Below are 19,240 nucleotides of genomic sequence, written 5' to 3' on the forward strand. Positions count from 1 at the left end.
CAGTTTGTCAGCAGAAGTCTGAGGACAGGTATTGCTAGGACGTATAGAGTACCGTGGGAGGGAAAACGACTCGCTTTCCACGGGGAAACGCCAAGCCTCCTCGCGCCTTTCAGTCGCTGTGGGGTCTTGCCTTGTTTCTTTTCCCGTAGGAGTCTCCCCGTTTTCCCTCCCACCATGCTACAAATAGTGGAAGCAGAACCTTTTGAAACATAGTGCTTCTTCGATGGCGTTCTTACTTGTGGTTGAATCTTTAGAGGTTCAGCCTGCCTTTGTTGAGGTGGCGTGGAAACGGCGACACTCCTGCAGGATGCTGAGGCTTTGGTGAGATCCCGCAGATCGCGAAGCGAGCGAGGAAGCTCACCGCCTCCTGCGGAAAGGGAGTCGTTTCCACGCCACCGGACCTTCTCATTTTGGAAGAACCGATAGTTGCTTTCTCATCACTCCTTAAGCTCTGAGAGAATAATCTCTCAGGGCTTTTTTTCTATGGACTGAAACATTCTATCGACTTTTTTCGTATACTGAGAGAGAGGTGATGGGATGATGATTTATTTAACAAGACATGGACAAACAGAATGGAATTTAGCAGGACGAATGCAGGGTAGGAAAAATTCTTCTCTCACATCGCTTGGTGAACAGCAAGCCGAGTGGCTAGGAGAAAGACTTGTAGACGTTCCTTTTTCTAAGATCATTTCGAGTTCGAGTGGACGGACGAAGCAGACGGCTGAAAAAATCCGTGGAAATCGTAAACTAGACATCATAGAAAAAGATGAGTGGAGAGAAATTCATATGGGAGACTGGGAAGGACAGTTGAAAGAAGAAATTCTTGAACAGGATGGCGACGCTTTCCGACGATTTTGGGAAGAACCTCATACGTACATAACAGAACGAGGCGAAAGTTTTGAGGATCTGATTGAACGGGTCGGCAACGAAATAGAGAAGCTGGCATCTACCAAATCGCCAGTCTTAGTTGTAACGCATGCCGTTGTATTAAAAGGGCTCTTGGCTTATTTCCGTAAGAAGTCAATTGAAGATTTCTGGACCGGGGCGTTTATGCACGCTACGGCGTTAACGATTGTTGAAAAGCAAGGAGACGAGTGGAACGTCGTCCTGGAAGGCGATACATCGCACCATAAGGAGGTTTCTAGTTGAATAAATTCGAAGTCTTCTTCGCGGTCGGTTTATTGATGCTGTCGGCTTATGCTCTGATTATTGATTCAATGCAGCTTTTGCCGTTTGTATTATTAGGGCTCAGCGCTCTGTCGTTATTATCTGGGGTAAGAGAGTTGAAACAATCGAAGAAAAGTTTCAAAGGATACTTGAATATCGTTACGTTTTTCGTCGCCCTCATTTGGGGAGTCTCTCTGTTCATTGCATAAGGAGGTGATGAAATGTATATAGGATCTCAGGAGTTTCTAATCACTCTTTTCTTAGGAATCATTGGTTTGATAGCCTTCATGGAAGGGGTTGAAGAGCTCTTCCGTCGATCTATGAATGCAGATAAGAAGAAGTGGTTCTCGTACAATCATTTGAATGATTCACATGAGAAGTGGGACTGGACAATTCGTATAGGATCGCTAGTATTATATCTTTTAGTCTATTTACTGACAGGTTTCAGTTTATTCATCGTTGTATTAGCGCCGATCCTGATTGTAGTATCTACAGAAGGCGTCCGCGCTTATATGGAGAAAAAGTACGCCTCTAACCCGAACAATTACAAGATTCCCCTCGTTCGTATCGGCCTGATCCTATTCGTATCGCTTCTATTCATCGCCTATGCTTATCAAACCTCGATGTTTAGTTAAGAATAATAAGGAAGGGACAGACCCCGTGCAAGTAAGTACGGAGTTCTGTCCCTTCGGTATGGAAATGGGGATTATCTATCCAATCGGGTGTTTCGTGGATTGACGTTTTGTAAACGTGTGTAGTTCTGTGTAACCAGCGTCCTTTGCTAAGGCGATCGCTTCCTCGTATCGGTACCCGATATGGCCCGGTTTATGGGCATCCGAACATAAGACGATCCCAACGCCATGCTCCTTACATATTTCAAGTAGTTCAGGATCCGGGTATAGTTTGCCGACAGGCTTTCGTAATCCGGCTGTGCTGATTTCAATGCATGTGTTCGTAGCGGCGAGCGCTTTGGCAGCTCGTTCATATTGTCCCCTTAGAAAATCACGGTCCTCCGGCTCATATCCGAATACTTTGATGACATCAATATGACCGACGAAATCGAAAAGCCCGGAATGAGCGAGCGTTACGACACGGTCAAAATACTGTCGATACACCTCGTGGAGGTCGCGTTTCTCGTATTCATTACGGAAAATGGCGAGGTCGATGCCCCAATCGTCAATCCAATGGACAGAACCGATGACGTAATCAAATGGATGAGCATCAATGAACGTTTTCATCTCTTCTTCTTTTCCTGGCATGTAATCCATTTCGATGCCCATTTTAATCGGAAGATCTTGTTCGTTCGCCTGATCGAATAAATGCTGATACGTCGAGAATTCGAGTGTCCGCCTGTTCTCCACCCAAGGATTAGAAAGAATCGCTTTGGTTTCATCAAAGAAATAGGCGTGCTCAGAAATACCAAGCTCCTCAATTCCCTCCGCTTTCGCTTTCTCTATGTACGTCTTCAAATACTCGACGTCTAAATCTCCTGTCTCTGCCATATGAACGTGGTAGTCCGTACGCATGAACACCCTCCTTGAATTTTCACTTTTCTTAATAGTACCAAAAATGAATGCGAGGGACCAAGGAAAGGTGAGAGAAGAACGAAACCAGTCAAATATGTTAAAATAAATAGGTTAGCATACGCCGAAAGAAACAGAGGTGTTCATTGGAAATGAATGAAACGAGAAGAATTACGGAAGGGGCTTTAATGACAGGCATTTATCTGCTATTGTTATTGGTAATTATTTTCACTCCCAGTATCATTGGTGGACTGTTATTATTGACGCTCCCTGTTCCGTTTGTGTTTTATAGTTATCGACATGGATGGAAAGCTGGCGGAATGATGTTGATCGCAACGCTCATTTTCACCGTCATCTTTGCAACAGCCATTTCACTGCCCGCAACGTTATTTGCAGGTATCGGTGGAGTCTTCTTAGGGGGAGCCCTTTATAATAAGCGAACAGCCTACGAAACGTTGGCCGTCGGGTCTCTCGGGTTCAGTCTGGGGTTCTTGGGTATTTATTTAACGACCCAAGCGTTCTTCGGATTGAATTGGACAGAAGAAATACGCAATAGCCTGGACCGAGCTTTTACTTTGTCCCAGAATATGTTTGGCAGCCTTCTGACGGGTGACGCCAATCAGGAGCAGATCGACGCGATTCGTGAACAAATCAATACGCTCCCTGACTTGATTCCGAGTGTGCTCGTGCTGAGTGGCATCATGATTGCGTTCATTGCTCAGTGGTTAGCGTATCGACTGATCAACCGGGTGGAGCGGAAAAAGCACCGATTCCCTCCTTTTCAACAGTTTAAATTGCCCACATCGATTCTTTGGTATTACTTTTTTGCTATGATCTTCACGTATCTTGTCGGAGATCAGGACGGTACTTTATATTTGGCAACGATCAATGTGTACACATTGACAGGGGTTTTCCTGGTTCTACAAGGGTTCTCTTTCATTTTTTATTATGCTCAGCAGAAAAAGTGGTCGAAAGCGATACCAGCCGTCATCATTATTGTATCCTTACTTCTTCCGCAACTCTTGCTGTATCTTGTAAGAATCTTAGGTATAATTGACATAGGATTTCCTTTAAGAGAACGTGTTCAAGAGAAGAAATAAAGCTCGCATAAACAGTAGGAGCTGAGTGAGAGATGCCTAACTTTTTTAAAAAGCCAACGATGAGCGGACATTTATGGATCATTTATTTGATCTCCTTAGTGTTGCTCGGATTTATTTGGTATTACCAATGGATGCTAGGGTTGATGATGACGCTGTTCTTAGCGGGTTCCATCTTCTATAGTGTCCGAACAGAACAGCACATGATCAATGAAACAGAAGAATATATATCCACGCTATCTTATCGAGTGAAAAAGGTCGGTGAAGAGGCGTTATTAGAAATGCCGATTGGAATCATTTTATATAGTGAGAACTATATGGTTGAGTGGGCAAACCCTTATATGAACCGCTTTACTGACGAAGATTCAGTGGTTGGGCGTTCTTTGAAGGACTTGTCGGATCAACTGATTCCTCAAATTAAAGAAGATCAACAAGAGTGCTGGATCACGATCGACGGCTATAAGCTGCAGACCATCGTTAAACGTGATGAACGTCTGCTTTACTTATTTGACCGGACGAAACAGACTGAAATTCATGACCTGTATAAAAATGAACAGACCGTCCTTTCGATTATTTTCCTGGATAACTACGAGGAGATCACCCAAGGGATGGACGATACAGCGAAGAGCCATATCAACTCGCAAGTGACGTCGATTCTAAACAAGTGGGCGGGCGATTATGGCATCTACTTAAAGCGAACCTCACAAGAACGCTTTATGGCCGTGATGAACCAGGAAATCTTAAAGACGTTGGAGAAATCAAAGTTCGAGATTTTGGATGACGTCCGCGAATTAATCACGGATCAGAATGTCCCACTTACGTTGAGTTTCGGAATCGGGGTCGGCCCGGTCAGTTTACCAGACTTAGGAGAACTCTCCCAATCAAGCCTGGACCTTGCTTTAGGGCGAGGCGGTGACCAAGTGGCAATCAAAGATGACTCAGGAAAAGTTCGTTTCTATGGAGGAAAAACAAATCCGATGGAGAAGCGGACGCGTGTAAGAGCCCGAGTCATTTCCCACGCGATGAAAGAACTCGTACAAGAGAGCGAAAAGGTCATCATCATGGGGCACAAATCTCCGGATATGGATTCGATCGGCGCTTCCATCGGGATTTTGAAGATTGCACAGGCAAACGAAAAGAAAGCAGCCATCGTACTGGATCCGGATGATATCGACACGGGTGTCCAGCGAATGATTGAAGAAATCCAGAAGGACGAAGATCTATGGCGCTACTTCATCACGCCTGAAGATGCTCTGGAGATGGTCTCGAATGATTCGTTACTCGTCGTTGTGGATACACACAAACCGAAACTCGTGATGGAAGAGAAGCTTCTATCGAAAACGGAACATGTCGTCGTGATTGACCACCACCGTCGTGCAGAAGAATTCATTGCCGACCCGACGCTTGTGTATATGGAGCCTTATGCTTCCTCGACTGCCGAGCTCGTCACAGAGCTTTTGGAGTATCAACCGAAGAAGCTGAAGTTATCGATGCTCGAATCGACGGCCTTGCTGGCAGGGATTATCGTCGATACGAAAAGCTTCACGCTTAGAACCGGATCGCGTACCTTTGATGCCGCTTCTTATTTAAGGTCCAAAGGGGCGGACACGGTTCAAGTGCAGAAGTTCATGAAAGAAGATCTTGATGTGTATATTCGCCGGAGCCGGTTGATTGAGCGAGCGGACATTTACCGGGATGGTGTTGCCATTTCCGTTGGCGATCACGGGGAGTCTTACGGACCTGTCATCATTGCACAAGCAGCCGATACGCTGCTGACCATGAGCGGGATTTTCGCTTCATTCGTCATCTCAGAACGAAGTGATGGCCGAATCGGGATCAGTGCAAGGTCCCTCGGAGACATCAATGTGCAAGTGATTATGGAACGAATGAACGGTGGTGGCCACTTAACGAATGCGGCGACCCAGTTAGAAGACACAACGATTGAAGATGCTCGCGCATTATTGCAAGATATAATTGACGAATATTTTGAAGGGGGAGACACAGAATGAAAGTAATTTTCACTTCGGATGTAAAAGGAAAAGGGAAAAAAGGCGAAATCAAAAATGTGAACGACGGCTACGCGCGTAACTACCTTCTGAAGCATAATTTAGCGGTCGAAGCGACCAAAGGTAATATTCAAGCCCAGCAAGCAAAAGACCAGAAAAAAGAACAGCTTGCCCAACAAGAAGTAGAGGAAGCGGAGAAATTGAAAGAAACGCTTGCCGGTATTGAAGTGAAACTTGCAGCTAAGTCCGGCGACAATGGCCGTTTGTTCGGATCAATTACGAGTAAACAAATTGCTGAACAACTGAAGAAAAACCACGATATCAAAATCGATAAGCGTAAAATCGAATTGGACGAGCCGATTCGTTCGCTTGGATACACGAATGTACCTGTGAAACTTCATAATGAAGTGACAGGCACAATCCGCGTCCATATCGACGAAAAATAGAGTAGGAATTCAATCAGTAGCAGGTTGATGCTCTTAAAGATTGTCATGTGACCTGTATGTTTCAGAAGCACTTGTTTACCCCTTGCGTATGGGAGGTTGATGCGCAAGGGCCATTCATGTGCTTTTTGCTTTTTAGAGAAGAAATGACGTAGTATCCCTAGATTTGAGGGGCTTGGCAACGTAAGCAAAATCAGGGTGTCGGCGGGTTGTCGACATTTTGCTTTTGCTTATGTCACAAGCAGCCCCTCTCTGCATTCATCCTTAGAGGAGGAACAGCAAGTGAGTGAATTATGGAACGACCGTACCCCGCCTCATAATATAGAAGCCGAACAAGCGGTGCTTGGTGCCGTTTTTTTAGAACCAGAAGCGATGTCGACAGCTGCTGAGTACCTGCTTCCAGAAGACTTTTACAGGGCAAGCCACCAGCGGATTTTTGAAGTGATGCTCTCCCTGTCCGATCGAGGAGAGCCCATTGACCTTGTTACGGTAACCACCGCTTTGTCGAACAATAAAGTGTTAGAAGAAGTTGGCGGCGTATCGTATTTGAGCGATATCGCAAACTCGGTCCCGACAGCGGCAAACATTGTGTACTATACAAAAATTGTCAGTGAGAAATCGACGTTACGAAGCTTGATTCGAACGGCGACCAATATTGTCACGTCAGGTTATGAGGAAGAAGATGACTTAGAAGAGGTCCTGAACTCAGCCGAGAAAGAGATTCTAGAGGTATCTCAGAGTAAAAATTCGAGTGCGTTCAAAAGCATTAAAGATGTGTTGATCGATGTTTATGACAACATTGAACAACTCCACCATAATGATGGAAATACAACGGGGATTCCGACGGGATATCGCGATTTGGATAAGATCACGTCCGGATTCCAGCGGAACGACTTGATCATTATTGCGGCCCGACCTTCGATGGGTAAGACCGCCTTTGCCTTGAACATCGCTCAGAACGTAGCGGTTCACACCGATGAGAATGTCGCGATCTTCAGCCTCGAGATGGGTGCCGATCAGCTTGTATCCCGTATGCTTTGTGCAGAAGGGAATATCGATGCACAGCGTCTTCGTACAGGAAGCATGGAAGCGGAAGACTGGAATAAACTGACGATGGCGATGGGAAGTTTGTCGAATGCAGGCATCTACATCGACGATACACCGGGTATCCGTGTCAGTGAAATCCGCTCCAAGTGCCGCCGTCTGAAGCAAGAACACGGACTTGGTATGATCTTGATCGACTATTTGCAGTTGATCCAAGGTAGTGCGAACTCCAAAGAAAACCGTCAACAAGAGGTTTCCGAAATCTCTCGTTCCCTAAAAGGGTTGGCGCGTGAATTGAACGTGCCGTTGATCGCCCTGTCCCAGCTTTCCCGTGGTGTTGAGTCAAGACAAGATAAGCGCCCGATGATGTCCGACTTGCGTGAATCTGGCTCGATTGAGCAGGACGCCGACATTGTTGGCTTCCTATATCGTGACGATTACTATGATAAGGAATCGGAGAACCAAAACATTATCGAGATCATTATATCGAAGCAGCGTAATGGTCCAGTTGGTAATGTCGAGCTTGCTTTTGTGAAGGAATACAATAAGTTCGTCGACTTGGATCATCGCTACTCGGATGCGGATGTTCCGCCGGCGTAATACAAAGAAGCCACCTCATGATGAGGTGGCTTTTCAGGTTGCCTGCAGAAGTTAGTGGAACGGTTCTGTTAGATCATATAAGAATACCGTGGGCTGGAAAACGACTCGCTTTCCTGCGGGGGAGCCGGCAAGCCTCCTCGGTCGTTAACACTCCCTGTGGGGTCTCGCCTAGGCCCTTCTCCCGCGGGAGTCTCCCCGTTTTCCAGCCCACTATGCTACAAATAGTGGGAACAGAACCTTGCCAAGCATGGAGCTCTCATCAGTAGAACTTCACAGTGTAGCTGAATCTGTAGAGGTTCGTACTTCCTAATTTAAGGTGGTGTGGAAACGGCCGCACTCCTGAAGGATTCTGAGGCTTGGGTGAGATCCCGCAGGTCGCGTATCTACCCGAGGAAGCTCACCGCCTCCTGCGGAAAGGGAGTCGTTTCCACGACACCGGTACCTTCTCACCTTGGAAGAACCGACAGTAGCTTACAAAACACTCTGAGAAGCCACCTCATGTTGAGGTGGCTTTTGTTATTCTATAATGAAAGCGTGAGCGTAGGCAGTGAAACGAGGAGGGTAATCACACTTAGGCAGCCCAGTCCACAACCTGTCGCTCCTTCAGAGGCAGTATGAATCTTGTAAAGCCTTCGATCCTCATGGTCTCGGTTCGAGATTCGTTCCTTCTTTGGCCTATAAGACATGTATCAATGCTCCTCTATCGTAGATTGAAATCACCGGAACTTGATGTTACATCAATGTGGGCTTCTCCGTCCCCGACACTTCCCTTGACGCGGTGATCGGATATTTCTTCGTACGTGAAAGCTTCTTGTGAGATCGAGGCTTCACCAGAGCTTGAAGAAAACGAGACTTCAGTAGATAGAGGATCATCTAGTAAGGAAATGTCCGTATCCCCACTTGAGGTGCGAACCGTGATGCTCGTATCTGGCTCATGGTCTAACCATTCGACATCGCCTGAGGAGCTATTGGACTCACTGCGTTCGGCACTGACTTTTTTATTCTCAATGTCTCCACTACTTGTTTTCACCGTAAGCTGTTCTGCTGAAACAGTGTGTGTCTGAATGCGTCCACTGGAAGAATGGAAGGTCGCGGTGCCGGTCAATTCCATGTCTTTGATGAATTGGTCTCCTGAACTAGAAGACACATCAAGGTTGTTCAAGTTCAGTTGAGATACGTTAATGTCACCAGAAGAGGAATGAGCCGTTAGAGTTTCATAGGTTTTCTCGGGTACCAAAACGTTCAGCTTCGTTCTGTTTTGTACAGAACCAAAAGAAAAAGAAGGCTTGAAGTCTCGTTTAGGAAACTCGATCAACAGCTGATCGCCTCTCGTCTCCACGTAAAGCTCTCCTACTTGTTTTGGGTGGCTGAGTTCCCCTGACAACTCTATTCTGATTTGGTCCCCTGCCCCTTCGAAAATCGTGATATCAGAAGAAGAGGTCGATACATTAATTTTTTCGATTCCCTTACTTGAAAGAGATCGTTGATCGTCGATGGTGGTTAGATCACTAGAAAATACATTGGTTGTCGATTTTAAAGTAAGATAGCCAATACCGATCACTACTAATACGATTACTATACTCACGCTAAGTATCTTCATTCAAACACTCCTTATATATTATAGTGGCTGATTTCTATGTGAACTTATCTAAGGTCATAGAGAAAAGAGTGACCTGATGCCTTCTTTCTTGTAGTACGAAGCAATATGGAAAAAGGTTCCGATTTTTTATAACAAACTTCATTCATAGGTTTACCACTTTCTACCCCAAAAAAAGAAGCTTCCAAAGGGAAGCTTCTCTCATCTATCATCAACACAGCCCATCACGCCTTCTGAAAAGTCACGCTGGAACTTGTGGATGAAACAATATTCAACTCCAATAGTCTATCGGGTCTTCATCTGTAACGAGAAGATCAACTTGATGCTTTTCTAGCAATTGTTGAAAATCCTGGTCAGGTGGATGGTCCGTAATAACTAAGTCCACATCTTTTAATTCAGCAAATTGAAAGAACTCGGTAACGCCTATCTTCGTGTGGTCGGCGAGTACGATGACCTGTTCTGCTTGTTGCATCATCGTTCGCTTGACCATCCCATCTTCTTCGTGGGCTATGGTCAATCCATTCGCCGATAGACCGACAACGCCAATGAACACCTTATCTACATGGAAGTTTCTCAAACGATCGATCACGGAAGTCCCATATAAAAAGCCATGTTCCTTCTGTAATCGACCGCCTAGCAATTGAATGTCTATGTGTGGTTTTTCAGAAAGGATTTCTGCTTGATGAATGGAGTTCGTAATGACCTTCAAGTGTAGTCCATCCATTGCTTTGGCGCAAGCCTGGACCGTTGTCGAGGTGTCCAAGATGAGCGTATCGCCTTCTTGGATTAATGAAGCAGCCCTTGTCCCGATTTGCTTCTTCTCTTTGGAAACGGTCTGCAGTCTGTTTGTGTAATCCAACACTTCACTATGGCTGCTAGGAAGGATGGCGCCTCCTCTTGTCCGCACAATCGCGTTTCGATCCTCTAGTTTGACTAAATCTCTCCGGGCAGTATCCCTGGAAATATTGAAGCGTTCACACAGTTCGTCGACCGAGATGCGACGATGAGCTTCTAAGTAATGAACAATATCAATCAATCGTTCTTCCTGATACATTCTCAAGCACCCTTCCATTTATATCCTTCGTAAGCTATTATAAGTTATTAAGAGTATTGTTTCAATAAAATTAAGTAATCATAAGTATTTTAATTAATAGGGATGAATTCATTATTATCGAACATTAACAATATATAAACCTCTTAACGTTCGGAAATGGCGTTGACTTTGGCAAGTAACATTGGTAAACTGACGTTGTATGACTAATTAAACAAAATTTTGGCGGAGGTGCCTTATGTCTTCAGTAGTTGTCGTCGGAACCCAATGGGGGGACGAAGGGAAAGGCAAGATAACCGATTTTCTATCACAGAATGCCGAAGTTGTGGCTCGTTATCAAGGCGGGAACAACGCAGGTCACACAATTAAATTTGATGGTGTCACATATAAATTGCACTTAATTCCATCCGGAATCTTTTTTGATGATAAAACATGCGTGCTGGGCAATGGAATGGTGATTGATCCAAAAGCCTTGCTTGAAGAATTGAAATACTTACATGATAAAAATGTATCGACGGATAATTTGCGTATCAGTAATCGTGCGCACATCATTCTGCCTTATCACTTGAAGTTGGATCAACTTCAAGAAGATGAAAAAGGGGCGAACAAAATCGGTACAACGAAGAAAGGGATCGGACCGGCTTACATGGACAAAGCGGCTCGTACTGGCATTCGTATTGCGGATCTACTTGATAAGGAAAGCTTTAAAGAGAAGCTTGAGCAGAATCTAGCTGAAAAGAATCGCTTACTAGAGAAAGTGTACGAAACAAAACCGTTCACGGTGGAAGAGATTTTAGAAGAGTACTACGAATATGGACAACAGATTAAGAAATACGTTTGTGATACGTCCAAAGTCCTGAATGATAACTTAGATGAAGGCCGTCGTGTTTTATTTGAAGGCGCGCAAGGCGTCATGCTGGATATCGACCAAGGTACTTATCCGTTCGTTACTTCATCCAACCCGATTGCGGGAGGCGTAACGATTGGCTCAGGTGTCGGACCTTCTAAAATCAAACATGTCGTCGGTGTATCCAAAGCTTACACTACGAGAGTTGGAGATGGTCCATTCCCGACAGAATTAGACAATGAAATCGGCGATCAAATCCGTGAAGTGGGCCGTGAATATGGAACGACAACAGGTAGACCACGTCGTGTAGGTTGGTTTGATAGTGTCGTCGTTCGCCACGCTCGTCGTGTCAGCGGCATCACAGACCTTTCTCTAAACTCGATTGATGTTTTGACGGGGATCGAGACATTGAAAATTTGTACGGCGTACCGTTATAAGGGAGAATTGATTGAAGAGTTCCCAGCAAGCCTGAAAGAGTTGGCTGAATGTGAGCCGGTTTATGAAGAGATGCCTGGTTGGGAGGAAGACATTACAGGAGCGAAAAGCTTAGGTGATCTTCCCGAAAATGCTCGTCACTATATCGAACGTGTTTCACAACTGACGGGTATTCCGCTGTCTGTATTCTCTGTGGGACCTGACCGTAATCAAACAAACGTTGTACGCAGCGTCTATAGCGAATAGTATGAAATACGCCTAACTGCACACGTTAGGCGTATTTTTCTATGAGATGGATCCGTATGGTGTTGGTCGACAATAGCGTATGGATTAGCCTATGATAGAAGGAAAAAGGAGTGTGTTTCATGTGAAACAAATTTGTGTATTTGCTGGGTCTAGCAAAGGAAATAACCCCGCTTTTGTGGAACAAGCAAAAGCACTTGGAAAAGCATTCGTCGATCAGGACATCGCCTTGATCTATGGTGGTGCTCAAAGCGGATTAATGGGAGCGTTAGCGGATACGATCTTAGAATCCGGAGGCAAGGTCACGGGTGTCATGCCTACCCACTTATTTGAGAAAGAAGTCGCCCATACCGGACTTACAGAATTGATCGAAGTGTCAAGCATGCATGAACGAAAAGCGAAAATGAGTGAATTAGCGGACGGGTACATAGCGCTGCCTGGAGGTTTTGGCACGTTCGAGGAGCTGTTTGAAGTGATTAGCTGGGCTCAAATCGGCTTACACCGTAAACCACTGGCCTTATACAATGTGGAAGGCTACTATACTCCTCTCATCAAATTGATTGACCATGCAATCACGGAAGGATTCGTTCCAGAATCCAACAAAGAGATGATTTTACAATCAAATAGACCCTCCGATTTGCTACAAGTAATGGAACAATTCCGCGAGAAACACTAAGGTGTTTCTCGACGGTAGCTACAATTGGATGGTTTCTTCGAAAGTTAATCCTAAGTACGTGTAAGAAACGTCGATCCGTTCAATCGGAACATCTTCTGAAATGCTCAGTCCATAAATCGGTTGTTGATAGGGAGGCTTCTCAGAGGGACTAGGTGAACTATTGGGAAGAAGTTTAAAGGAATGGTAGTCTTCTAGTTTTACATGGTCGTTAGCAGCCGTGACTAGATCAGACATCACAAACCCTGTGTTCGAATCGCTGACTTGAACTTTGATTTTCGTCGGTGCCTCCATACCGTTGATCCAGACTTCTGTGAAGTGGATACTCCCGACTACATGCTTGTTACCGACAGCGACAACCACTGCGTGTTTGTCACTGGTTGTTCCAATAGAACCATAGGCAAGTGGGGGATTCATTTTCAAGAACCCGATCAAGATGATGGCTAGTGACAGCAGAAAAAAAGAAGAGTGGCGAAGTGTTTTTTTCATAATTGTTCCTCCCTGAGGGGTGTCCTAATCCATATATATGAGTGTTGGGTGAAGGGATATGAAAATAGAAAAGTAGATTTTAGTCCATAAAATCAAAAAATCTATTGCGCACCCATTATGTATGTGGTACGATAGTTATCGTTGCAGTGAAAGAGAGCAATGTGGTCCGGTAGTTCAGTTGGTTAGAATGCCTGCCTGTCACGCAGGAGGTCGCGGGTTCGAGTCCCGTCCGGACCGCCACTTTTATTGTATCACAGTATATGTGATCAAGAAGAAAATTCAAAATATATTTACTCATGGCTCGGTAGCTCAGTCGGTAGAGCAACGGACTGAAAATCCGTGTGTCGGCGGTTCGATTCCGTCCCGAGCCACTCTTTGAACGTTTACGTTTTACGTAGGCGTTTTTTATTTGGATTTTTTAGGAAAATAGACAGGTGTATTGTCATGAGAATGTAATGATTTATGTAACCATTTACACGAAAAGAGCGCTTTTCTGTGGATAATTTCGATAATTTGCCAGTAATATTATATCTTCGTTACATCGTCTGAAAACCTATTTGAACGCAAATTCTCTTATGATAAGTTAAGAAAGTATGAAAATCAAGTTTATCTTTTATAAAAAGAGATCCATATAGATGAAACATCACACAGGAGGAAAAGGGAATGAGTCGATCGCAAGGAGTGGGGAAAAAGGCTGCGCTTGTAGCTTTCTTCGGATTGATAGTCGGTGTCGGGACGGTTTATGCAGAAAGCAATATAGAGACTACATACCACGTGTATGTGAATGATAAACACTTAGGGACAGTAGAAGATAAAAAAATCGTGGAAACGCACATTGAAGAAAAAATAGAAAAAGCGGAAAAAACATATGGCGATTGGAACCTGCAGACAAAAGAGAAGGTATCGTTTGAATCGGAAAATGTTTTTTCTCCGAAATATACAGAAGAAAAGGTGCTTTCCTCTATTGATCGACAGCTTGATGTAGTTGTAGAAGCGGTCGGTTTGCAAGTGGATGGTGAAACGGTCGCGTATCTTCCGAATAAAGAAAAAGCGGATCAAGTCATTGACCAGTTTACAACACGTTACGTGAAACCCGCGACGCTTGCCGCTGTTGAAGAGAGAAAGTTAGACAACAAGGCAGTGGAACTTGAGAGTGACGAGTCGAAAGTCGTGGATGTCCAACTTTCAGCGGATGTTTCACATGAAACAAAAGCCGTGGATCCAGAACAAGTATCGACGGTGGACCTTGCCCTGCAATCTTTGCTGACAGGAAAAGAGACGCTCCATTTATCCAAGGACCACTTGATGAGTGCCAAACCTTCTGATCAATCTGAGGATGACGGAACAACTTCTGAAAAGACGGTCAAAGTCTCACCGCTCATGGACGTGATCGTAAAAGAGAAGGGGATTCGCACAGAGGTGATTCCCGCTGAAAAAGAAGTCGTGAAAACAGATGAACTTTACGAAGGGGAATCTGAGATCAAGCAAAAGGGGCGTGATGGTGAAAAAGAGATTCATTTCACAGCGACCTTTGCAAATGGCGAAGTAGATCAAGAGGAAATCACGAAAGAGACGATAACGAAAGAGCCGGTGAAAGAAATCGTACGACAAGGTACGAAAGACCCTTCTGTCGGAACAGGTACGTTCCTTTGGCCAGCTTATGGTGGTACAATTACGAGCCACTTAGGCGAGCGCTGGGGGAGAATGCACAAAGGGATTGATATTGCCGGTGTGACGAACCGGACGATTCGCGCGGCTGATTACGGTACCGTCGTAACAGCCGAATACCAAAATGGTTTTGGTAATAAAGTCGTGATTGATCATAATAATGGCTACCGTACCATTTATGCTCACCTGTCTTCGATTGATGTACAAGTTGGTCAGACCGTCAAAAAAGGAGATGGACTAGGCATCATGGGGACGACAGGCAACTCGACGGGCATCCATCTTCACTTTGAAATCTATAAAAATGGTGCCTTGAAAAACCCAATGGACTACCTTTAAGTACAACCCCGCTATGATGATTTATCATAGCGGTTTTTTTCTAATAATAGGAAAAGCTTTCGGGTGAAGTAAGACATTTTGTTAGAAATGAGTTAAAATGAGGGAAAGAATCGAAGTTGACGAAAGGGATGTGACATTCGATGGCACAAAAAATCTTAGTCGTAGATGATGAAAAACCAATTGCTGATATATTGAAATTTAACTTAGAAAAAGAAGGATATGAGGTCGTGTGTGCCTATGATGGTGACGAGGCGATCAAGAAGGCGGATGAAGAAAGCCCGGAATTGATCCTCCTTGATATCATGCTGCCTTACAAAGATGGCAATGAAGTGTGCAGGGAAGTACGCAAGAAGCACAACATGCCCATCATCATGTTGACCGCGAAAGATGCAGAAATCGATAAAGTACTCGGACTAGAAATGGGAGCGGATGATTACGTCACGAAACCTTTCAGTAACAGAGAGCTGATTGCACGTGTGAAGGCGAATTTGCGTCGTCAGCAGCAAGAGCCGGAAGACAGTTCTGACCAACCGAAAGATATCACGATTGGTCGTCTGGCGATTCACCCTGATGCCTATACCGTGACGCGAGACGGGAACTATATCGAATTAACGCACCGTGAATTTGAATTGCTTCACTACTTAGCGCGTCATATTGGACAAGTCATGACAAGAGAACACTTGTTGGAAACCGTCTGGGGATATGATTATTACGGAGATGTGCGTACCGTCGATGTAACCGTAAGGCGTCTGCGTGAAAAAATTGAAGAGAATCCGAGTAACCCTATTTGGATTGTTACACGACGTGGGGTTGGCTACTATTTAAGAAATCCAGAGCAGGAGTAGGATTTCATGAAAAAGGTTGGTTTCTTTCAGTCGGTGCGGCTGAAACTGATTGTTGTGTACATTTTACTTTTATTACTAGGCATCCAAGTGATTGGTGCCTATTTTGTTGGGGAGCTCGAACAGCAGCTGGAGAGCCAGTTTAAAAGTTCGGTCGATGATCGGATCAATTCGTTGACGTTCAGTTTGCAAAACGCTTTTGAGATGGAGCGCGATGAAGATGACCCGACCTTGCAAGCAGATGTCGAGAGGTTGATTACCGACTTTACGGAGCGGAATGCAAGATCGGATGATATTAACAGTCTGATCGTGATGGATGATAGTCCTACTGTCATTGCAACGGCAGGTATGACCAACGTCGATGTCGGTGAGAAAGTATCGGATCAGCGGATTACAAAAGTATTCTTCCTAGGTAGTACAGATCCATCAACTAACTCACAAGAGTATTCCGGAGCAAAGGCGATCATCAGTGATGAAGAAGAAACGGTCGGGGCGTTATACTTTACGGCTCCGATGAACAGTGTGTATCAACAACTGCAATCGATCAACGGTATTTTCACGAAAGGTACATTGCTTTCGATCACCGTGACGGCACTCTTAGGGATTCTAGTGGCGAGAACCATTACGAGACCACTTACGGAGATGAAGAAGCAGGCTCAAGTCATGGCGACGGGAGACTTTTCTCAGAAAGTCGATGTGAAAGGGAATGACGAAATCGGTCAGCTCGGTATTACCTTCAATGACTTGAACGATAAATTAAAGTTAGCTCAGGCCACGACTGAGGGAGAGCGTCGGAAACTAAGTTCGGTTCTTTCCAATATGTCAGATGGCGTGATTGCGACAGATCGTATCGGTGCCATCACATTGATGAATGCGCCAGCTTCAAAGCTGATCCGTCAAACCTTTGAAGACGTCCAAGGCCAATCCTTGCTTGATGTGCTTGATTTGAACGACCAAATCGAAGACATCTCTGAAGTCGAAGAGGCGGGCTCGATGATTATTGATTTAAGTAGCGATGACCAGCACTTACTATTGAAGGCGAATTTCTCTGCTGTAGAAGATGAAAACAATGAGATGAGCGGTTTTATATCCGTGATCAGTGATGTAACCGAACAAGAGCGTGTAGCACAAGAGAGACGAGAATTCGTTTCTAACGTATCGCACGAGCTAAGAACGCCACTGACAACGATGCGTAGTTACATCGAAGCCTTGAACGATGGAGCTTGGCAAGATCCAGAAATCGCCCCGCGTTTCCTTGATGTGACACAAAACGAAACGGATCGTATGATCCGCCTCGTGAATGACTTGTTACAACTGACGAAAATGGACCACAAAGAGACGGGCTTAATGAAGAAACGGGTGAACTTCAATGACTTCTTCAACCGGATCATCGATCGCTTTGAAATGAACAAAAATGATAAAATCAGCTTTGAACGTAGTTTTCCTAAGCGATCGATTTATGTTTGGATCGATGAAGATAAGATGACCCAAGTGCTGGATAACATCATCTCTAATGCGATCAAATATTCACCCGAAGGGGGAACCGTCCGCTTCAGTGCTCATTCAACGAGAAAGCAGTTAAAAGTGAGTATCTCCGACGAAGGGATCGGAATGCCACCCGATACCGTCGACAAGATCTTCGATCGTTTCTATCGAGTGGACAAATCCCGTACAAGAGATATGGGAGGAACCGGACTTGGTCTGGCTATTGCCCGGGAAATGATTGATGCTCACCACGGTAAGATTTGGGCAGAAAGTAAAGAAGGAGAAGGCACAACCGTGTTATTCACACTTCCTCTAATGAACCAAAACCGGGGGGATCACTCATGAAAATAGAAACGATGAAGTCCGTGATTTTGTTGATTTTGATTGCCTTCAGTTTGTTGTTATCTGTCGCTCTTTGGAATTACCAGCCTAGCTTTGAAGTGGATGAAACGAAGGGCTCTGTCGGGGAGACGAGCCTTGATATGGGAAAGGAAATGACGATGAGAGAGCTTCTCGAGCCCTCTCAGTTCGTCTTCCATGAAGACGGTCTTCACTATTCGTATCGTGATGAAGGGCAACAGGCCATCATGTATCAGAACATGCGCGATTGGCAGTTAGTCCCGACGGATTACAACCCTTCGTCCACCCCTGATTTAGAGGGACGTGACTACGTGGAAATCATTTTCCCGACGAGTTTGCCTGTTCAGACGCTCTCTGAAGTGATGAATACGGGTGATAACCAATTGCCGAGTAACCAGTCCTTCGATCGGTTGATGCTTGGACGCACGACGAATTCAGATGGAACGACGGTTTATAATGTATGGGTCGTAAATTCGCAAACCGATGTCAATCCGATCTTATTTAGAGCGACGATCGATTCATCTTCCGGAAGCTTGTTGTTCAACGACTTGGCAACGAAAGAAAACCTTACCGAGCAAATTCATTTTGAGGCTTCTTCCCAAGCAGAATGGAATTCTTTTGGCGGCATCTATATCGCCAAAGAAAGCAAAGAATATCCGGAAGTCGTCTTGCAGACACAGAACGTGCCTCTCAGTCCACTGCAAAATTACTTGTTTCCCCAACCGGAGTCTGTGAGCCGCTCTCAAACAAGTTCAGGGGATTATCGATATCGAAGTCCTGAACGTTTACTAGAAGTGTTGGAAGACGAGAAAATCATGAATTTTCAATTGCTGATGCCGAATACATCGAACCAAGTTAGAATAGATGAGTATGAACTTCTTACGGAAAGCATAGATGATGTGAACAGCCACAATGGCTGGACGAATGATTTTAGAATCAGCCACCTCACATCAGTGCCTGATGAAGTCGAGTTTAAAATGTATTATGATGACGTCGAAATTATGAATCATCCGCTCGCGAATATACGACTTCAGTATGAACAGAGAGAGATTCAAGAATACATTCGACCATTAGTAAAGTTCGTCTTTTTAGAACCGCGATCGACCGTCCAACTCGAGTCTGGCGAAGAAGTGATCAGTCAATTATCCGATATGAATATCAACCTCGGAAACATTGAAGCGGTGAAGATTGGGTATGACCTTGGCGAGCAGAATAGCTTAGCCTATAGTTTGCAACCGAAATGGTTTTATAAATCATCTGGCTTCTGGACACCGGTATTTCAGCAAAGCCTCTCACAAAATCAAAATGAAGCCTCTCAATAAAGGAGAAAACGT

The 19,240-nt window shown here is 44.8% G+C and carries 17 protein-coding genes and 2 tRNA genes; 15 read left to right on the plus strand and 4 right to left on the minus strand.

Annotated features, from left to right (window positions below):
* Positions 1–540: 540 nt before the first annotated feature.
* Genes H0266_RS07665 through H0266_RS07675 form a run of 3 tightly spaced genes read left to right on the plus strand, consistent with a single transcriptional unit; the run spans position 541 to position 1,802 of the window.
* On the plus strand, positions 541–1,149 hold the full coding sequence (locus H0266_RS07665; protein ID WP_220127208.1) for a histidine phosphatase family protein: 609 nt from the start codon (positions 541–543) through the stop codon (positions 1,147–1,149).
* Positions 1,146–1,376: a hypothetical protein gene (locus H0266_RS07670; RefSeq protein WP_181471831.1), complete on the plus strand. Its 231-nt coding sequence runs from the start codon at positions 1,146–1,148 to the stop codon at positions 1,374–1,376. The genes H0266_RS07665 and H0266_RS07670 overlap by 4 nt, the downstream gene beginning before the upstream one ends.
* Before the next feature lie 12 nt (positions 1,377–1,388).
* Positions 1,389–1,802 (plus strand): DUF4181 domain-containing protein, encoded by a 414-nt coding sequence (locus H0266_RS07675; protein ID WP_181471832.1) that lies wholly within the window; start codon positions 1,389–1,391, stop codon positions 1,800–1,802.
* A gap of 75 nt (positions 1,803–1,877) precedes the next feature.
* Here H0266_RS07675 and H0266_RS07680 read toward each other — a convergent pair whose 3' ends face one another.
* Positions 1,878–2,693 (minus strand): histidinol-phosphatase HisJ family protein, encoded by an 816-nt coding sequence (locus H0266_RS07680; RefSeq protein ID WP_181471833.1) that lies wholly within the window; start codon positions 2,691–2,693, stop codon positions 1,878–1,880.
* Positions 2,694–2,842: 149 nt separating this feature from the next.
* Between H0266_RS07680 and H0266_RS07685 the strand changes: the two genes are divergently transcribed.
* The 4 genes from H0266_RS07685 to dnaB all read left to right on the plus strand — a co-directional run bounded on the left by H0266_RS07685 (position 2,843) and on the right by dnaB (position 7,880).
* Complete coding sequence (locus H0266_RS07685) at positions 2,843–3,790, plus strand: YybS family protein (protein WP_181471834.1); 948 nt, start codon at positions 2,843–2,845, stop codon at positions 3,788–3,790.
* 32 nt (positions 3,791–3,822) lie between these two features.
* Entirely contained in the window at positions 3,823–5,796 is a 1,974-nt protein-coding gene (locus H0266_RS07690; RefSeq protein ID WP_181471835.1) for a DHH family phosphoesterase, read from the plus strand.
* Positions 5,793–6,239 (plus strand): 50S ribosomal protein L9, encoded by a 447-nt coding sequence (gene rplI / locus H0266_RS07695; RefSeq protein ID WP_181471836.1) that lies wholly within the window; start codon positions 5,793–5,795, stop codon positions 6,237–6,239. Before H0266_RS07690 ends, rplI begins: the two co-directional genes overlap by 4 nt.
* Positions 6,240–6,518: 279 nt before the next feature.
* Positions 6,519–7,880 carry a replicative DNA helicase gene (dnaB, locus tag H0266_RS07700; protein WP_181471837.1) on the plus strand — a complete coding sequence of 454 codons (1,362 nt, stop codon included), beginning with the start codon at positions 6,519–6,521 and terminating at the stop codon, positions 7,878–7,880.
* Positions 7,881–8,580: 700 nt separating this feature from the next.
* On the opposite strand, the gene H0266_RS07705 is transcribed toward dnaB, so the two are convergent.
* A complete protein-coding gene (locus H0266_RS07705; protein WP_181471838.1) occupies positions 8,581–9,480 on the minus strand; it encodes a DUF4097 family beta strand repeat-containing protein in 900 nt (299 codons plus the stop codon).
* 268 nt (positions 9,481–9,748) lie between these two features.
* Positions 9,749–10,531 carry a DeoR/GlpR family DNA-binding transcription regulator gene (locus tag H0266_RS07710; protein ID WP_181471839.1) on the minus strand — a complete coding sequence of 261 codons (783 nt, stop codon included), beginning with the start codon at positions 10,529–10,531 and terminating at the stop codon, positions 9,749–9,751.
* 235 nt (positions 10,532–10,766) lie between these two features.
* Between H0266_RS07710 and H0266_RS07715 the strand changes: the two genes are divergently transcribed.
* Both H0266_RS07715 and H0266_RS07720 read left to right on the plus strand, forming a co-directional pair.
* Positions 10,767–12,056, plus strand: a complete 1,290-nt coding sequence (locus H0266_RS07715; RefSeq protein WP_181471840.1) for an adenylosuccinate synthase — start codon at positions 10,767–10,769, stop codon at positions 12,054–12,056.
* Positions 12,057–12,177: 121 nt separating this feature from the next.
* Positions 12,178–12,729 carry a TIGR00730 family Rossman fold protein gene (locus H0266_RS07720; protein ID WP_181471841.1) on the plus strand — a complete coding sequence of 184 codons (552 nt, stop codon included), beginning with the start codon at positions 12,178–12,180 and terminating at the stop codon, positions 12,727–12,729.
* Positions 12,730–12,747: 18 nt separating this feature from the next.
* On the opposite strand, the gene H0266_RS07725 is transcribed toward H0266_RS07720, so the two are convergent.
* The gene (locus H0266_RS07725) at positions 12,748–13,215 is read right to left on the minus strand and encodes a hypothetical protein (protein ID WP_181471842.1); all 468 of its coding nucleotides are present in this window, start codon (positions 13,213–13,215) and stop codon (positions 12,748–12,750) included.
* Between the two features lie 163 nt (positions 13,216–13,378).
* Between H0266_RS07725 and H0266_RS07730 the strand changes: the two genes are divergently transcribed.
* The 6 genes from H0266_RS07730 (at position 13,379) to H0266_RS07755 (ending at position 19,228) form a co-directional block, all read left to right on the plus strand.
* A tRNA-Asp gene (locus H0266_RS07730) sits at positions 13,379–13,455 on the plus strand.
* A gap of 58 nt (positions 13,456–13,513) precedes the next feature.
* A tRNA-Phe gene (locus H0266_RS07735) sits at positions 13,514–13,586 on the plus strand.
* A gap of 292 nt (positions 13,587–13,878) precedes the next feature.
* Entirely contained in the window at positions 13,879–15,219 is a 1,341-nt protein-coding gene (locus H0266_RS07740) for a peptidoglycan DD-metalloendopeptidase family protein (RefSeq protein ID WP_181471843.1), read from the plus strand.
* Positions 15,220–15,359: 140 nt separating this feature from the next.
* Entirely contained in the window at positions 15,360–16,064 is a 705-nt protein-coding gene (gene yycF, locus H0266_RS07745) for a response regulator YycF (protein WP_181471844.1), read from the plus strand.
* Between the two features lie 6 nt (positions 16,065–16,070).
* Positions 16,071–17,891: a cell wall metabolism sensor histidine kinase WalK gene (gene walK / locus H0266_RS07750; RefSeq protein ID WP_181471845.1), complete on the plus strand. Its 1,821-nt coding sequence runs from the start codon at positions 16,071–16,073 to the stop codon at positions 17,889–17,891.
* The gene (locus H0266_RS07755) at positions 17,888–19,228 is read left to right on the plus strand and encodes a YycH family regulatory protein (protein ID WP_181471846.1); all 1,341 of its coding nucleotides are present in this window, start codon (positions 17,888–17,890) and stop codon (positions 19,226–19,228) included. Before walK ends, H0266_RS07755 begins: the two co-directional genes overlap by 4 nt.
* Positions 19,229–19,240: the final 12 nt, after the last annotated feature.

It is taken from the genome of Halobacillus locisalis (assembly GCF_013694105.1).
Taxonomy (GTDB): Bacteria; Bacillota; Bacilli; order Bacillales; family Halobacillaceae; genus Halobacillus; species Halobacillus locisalis.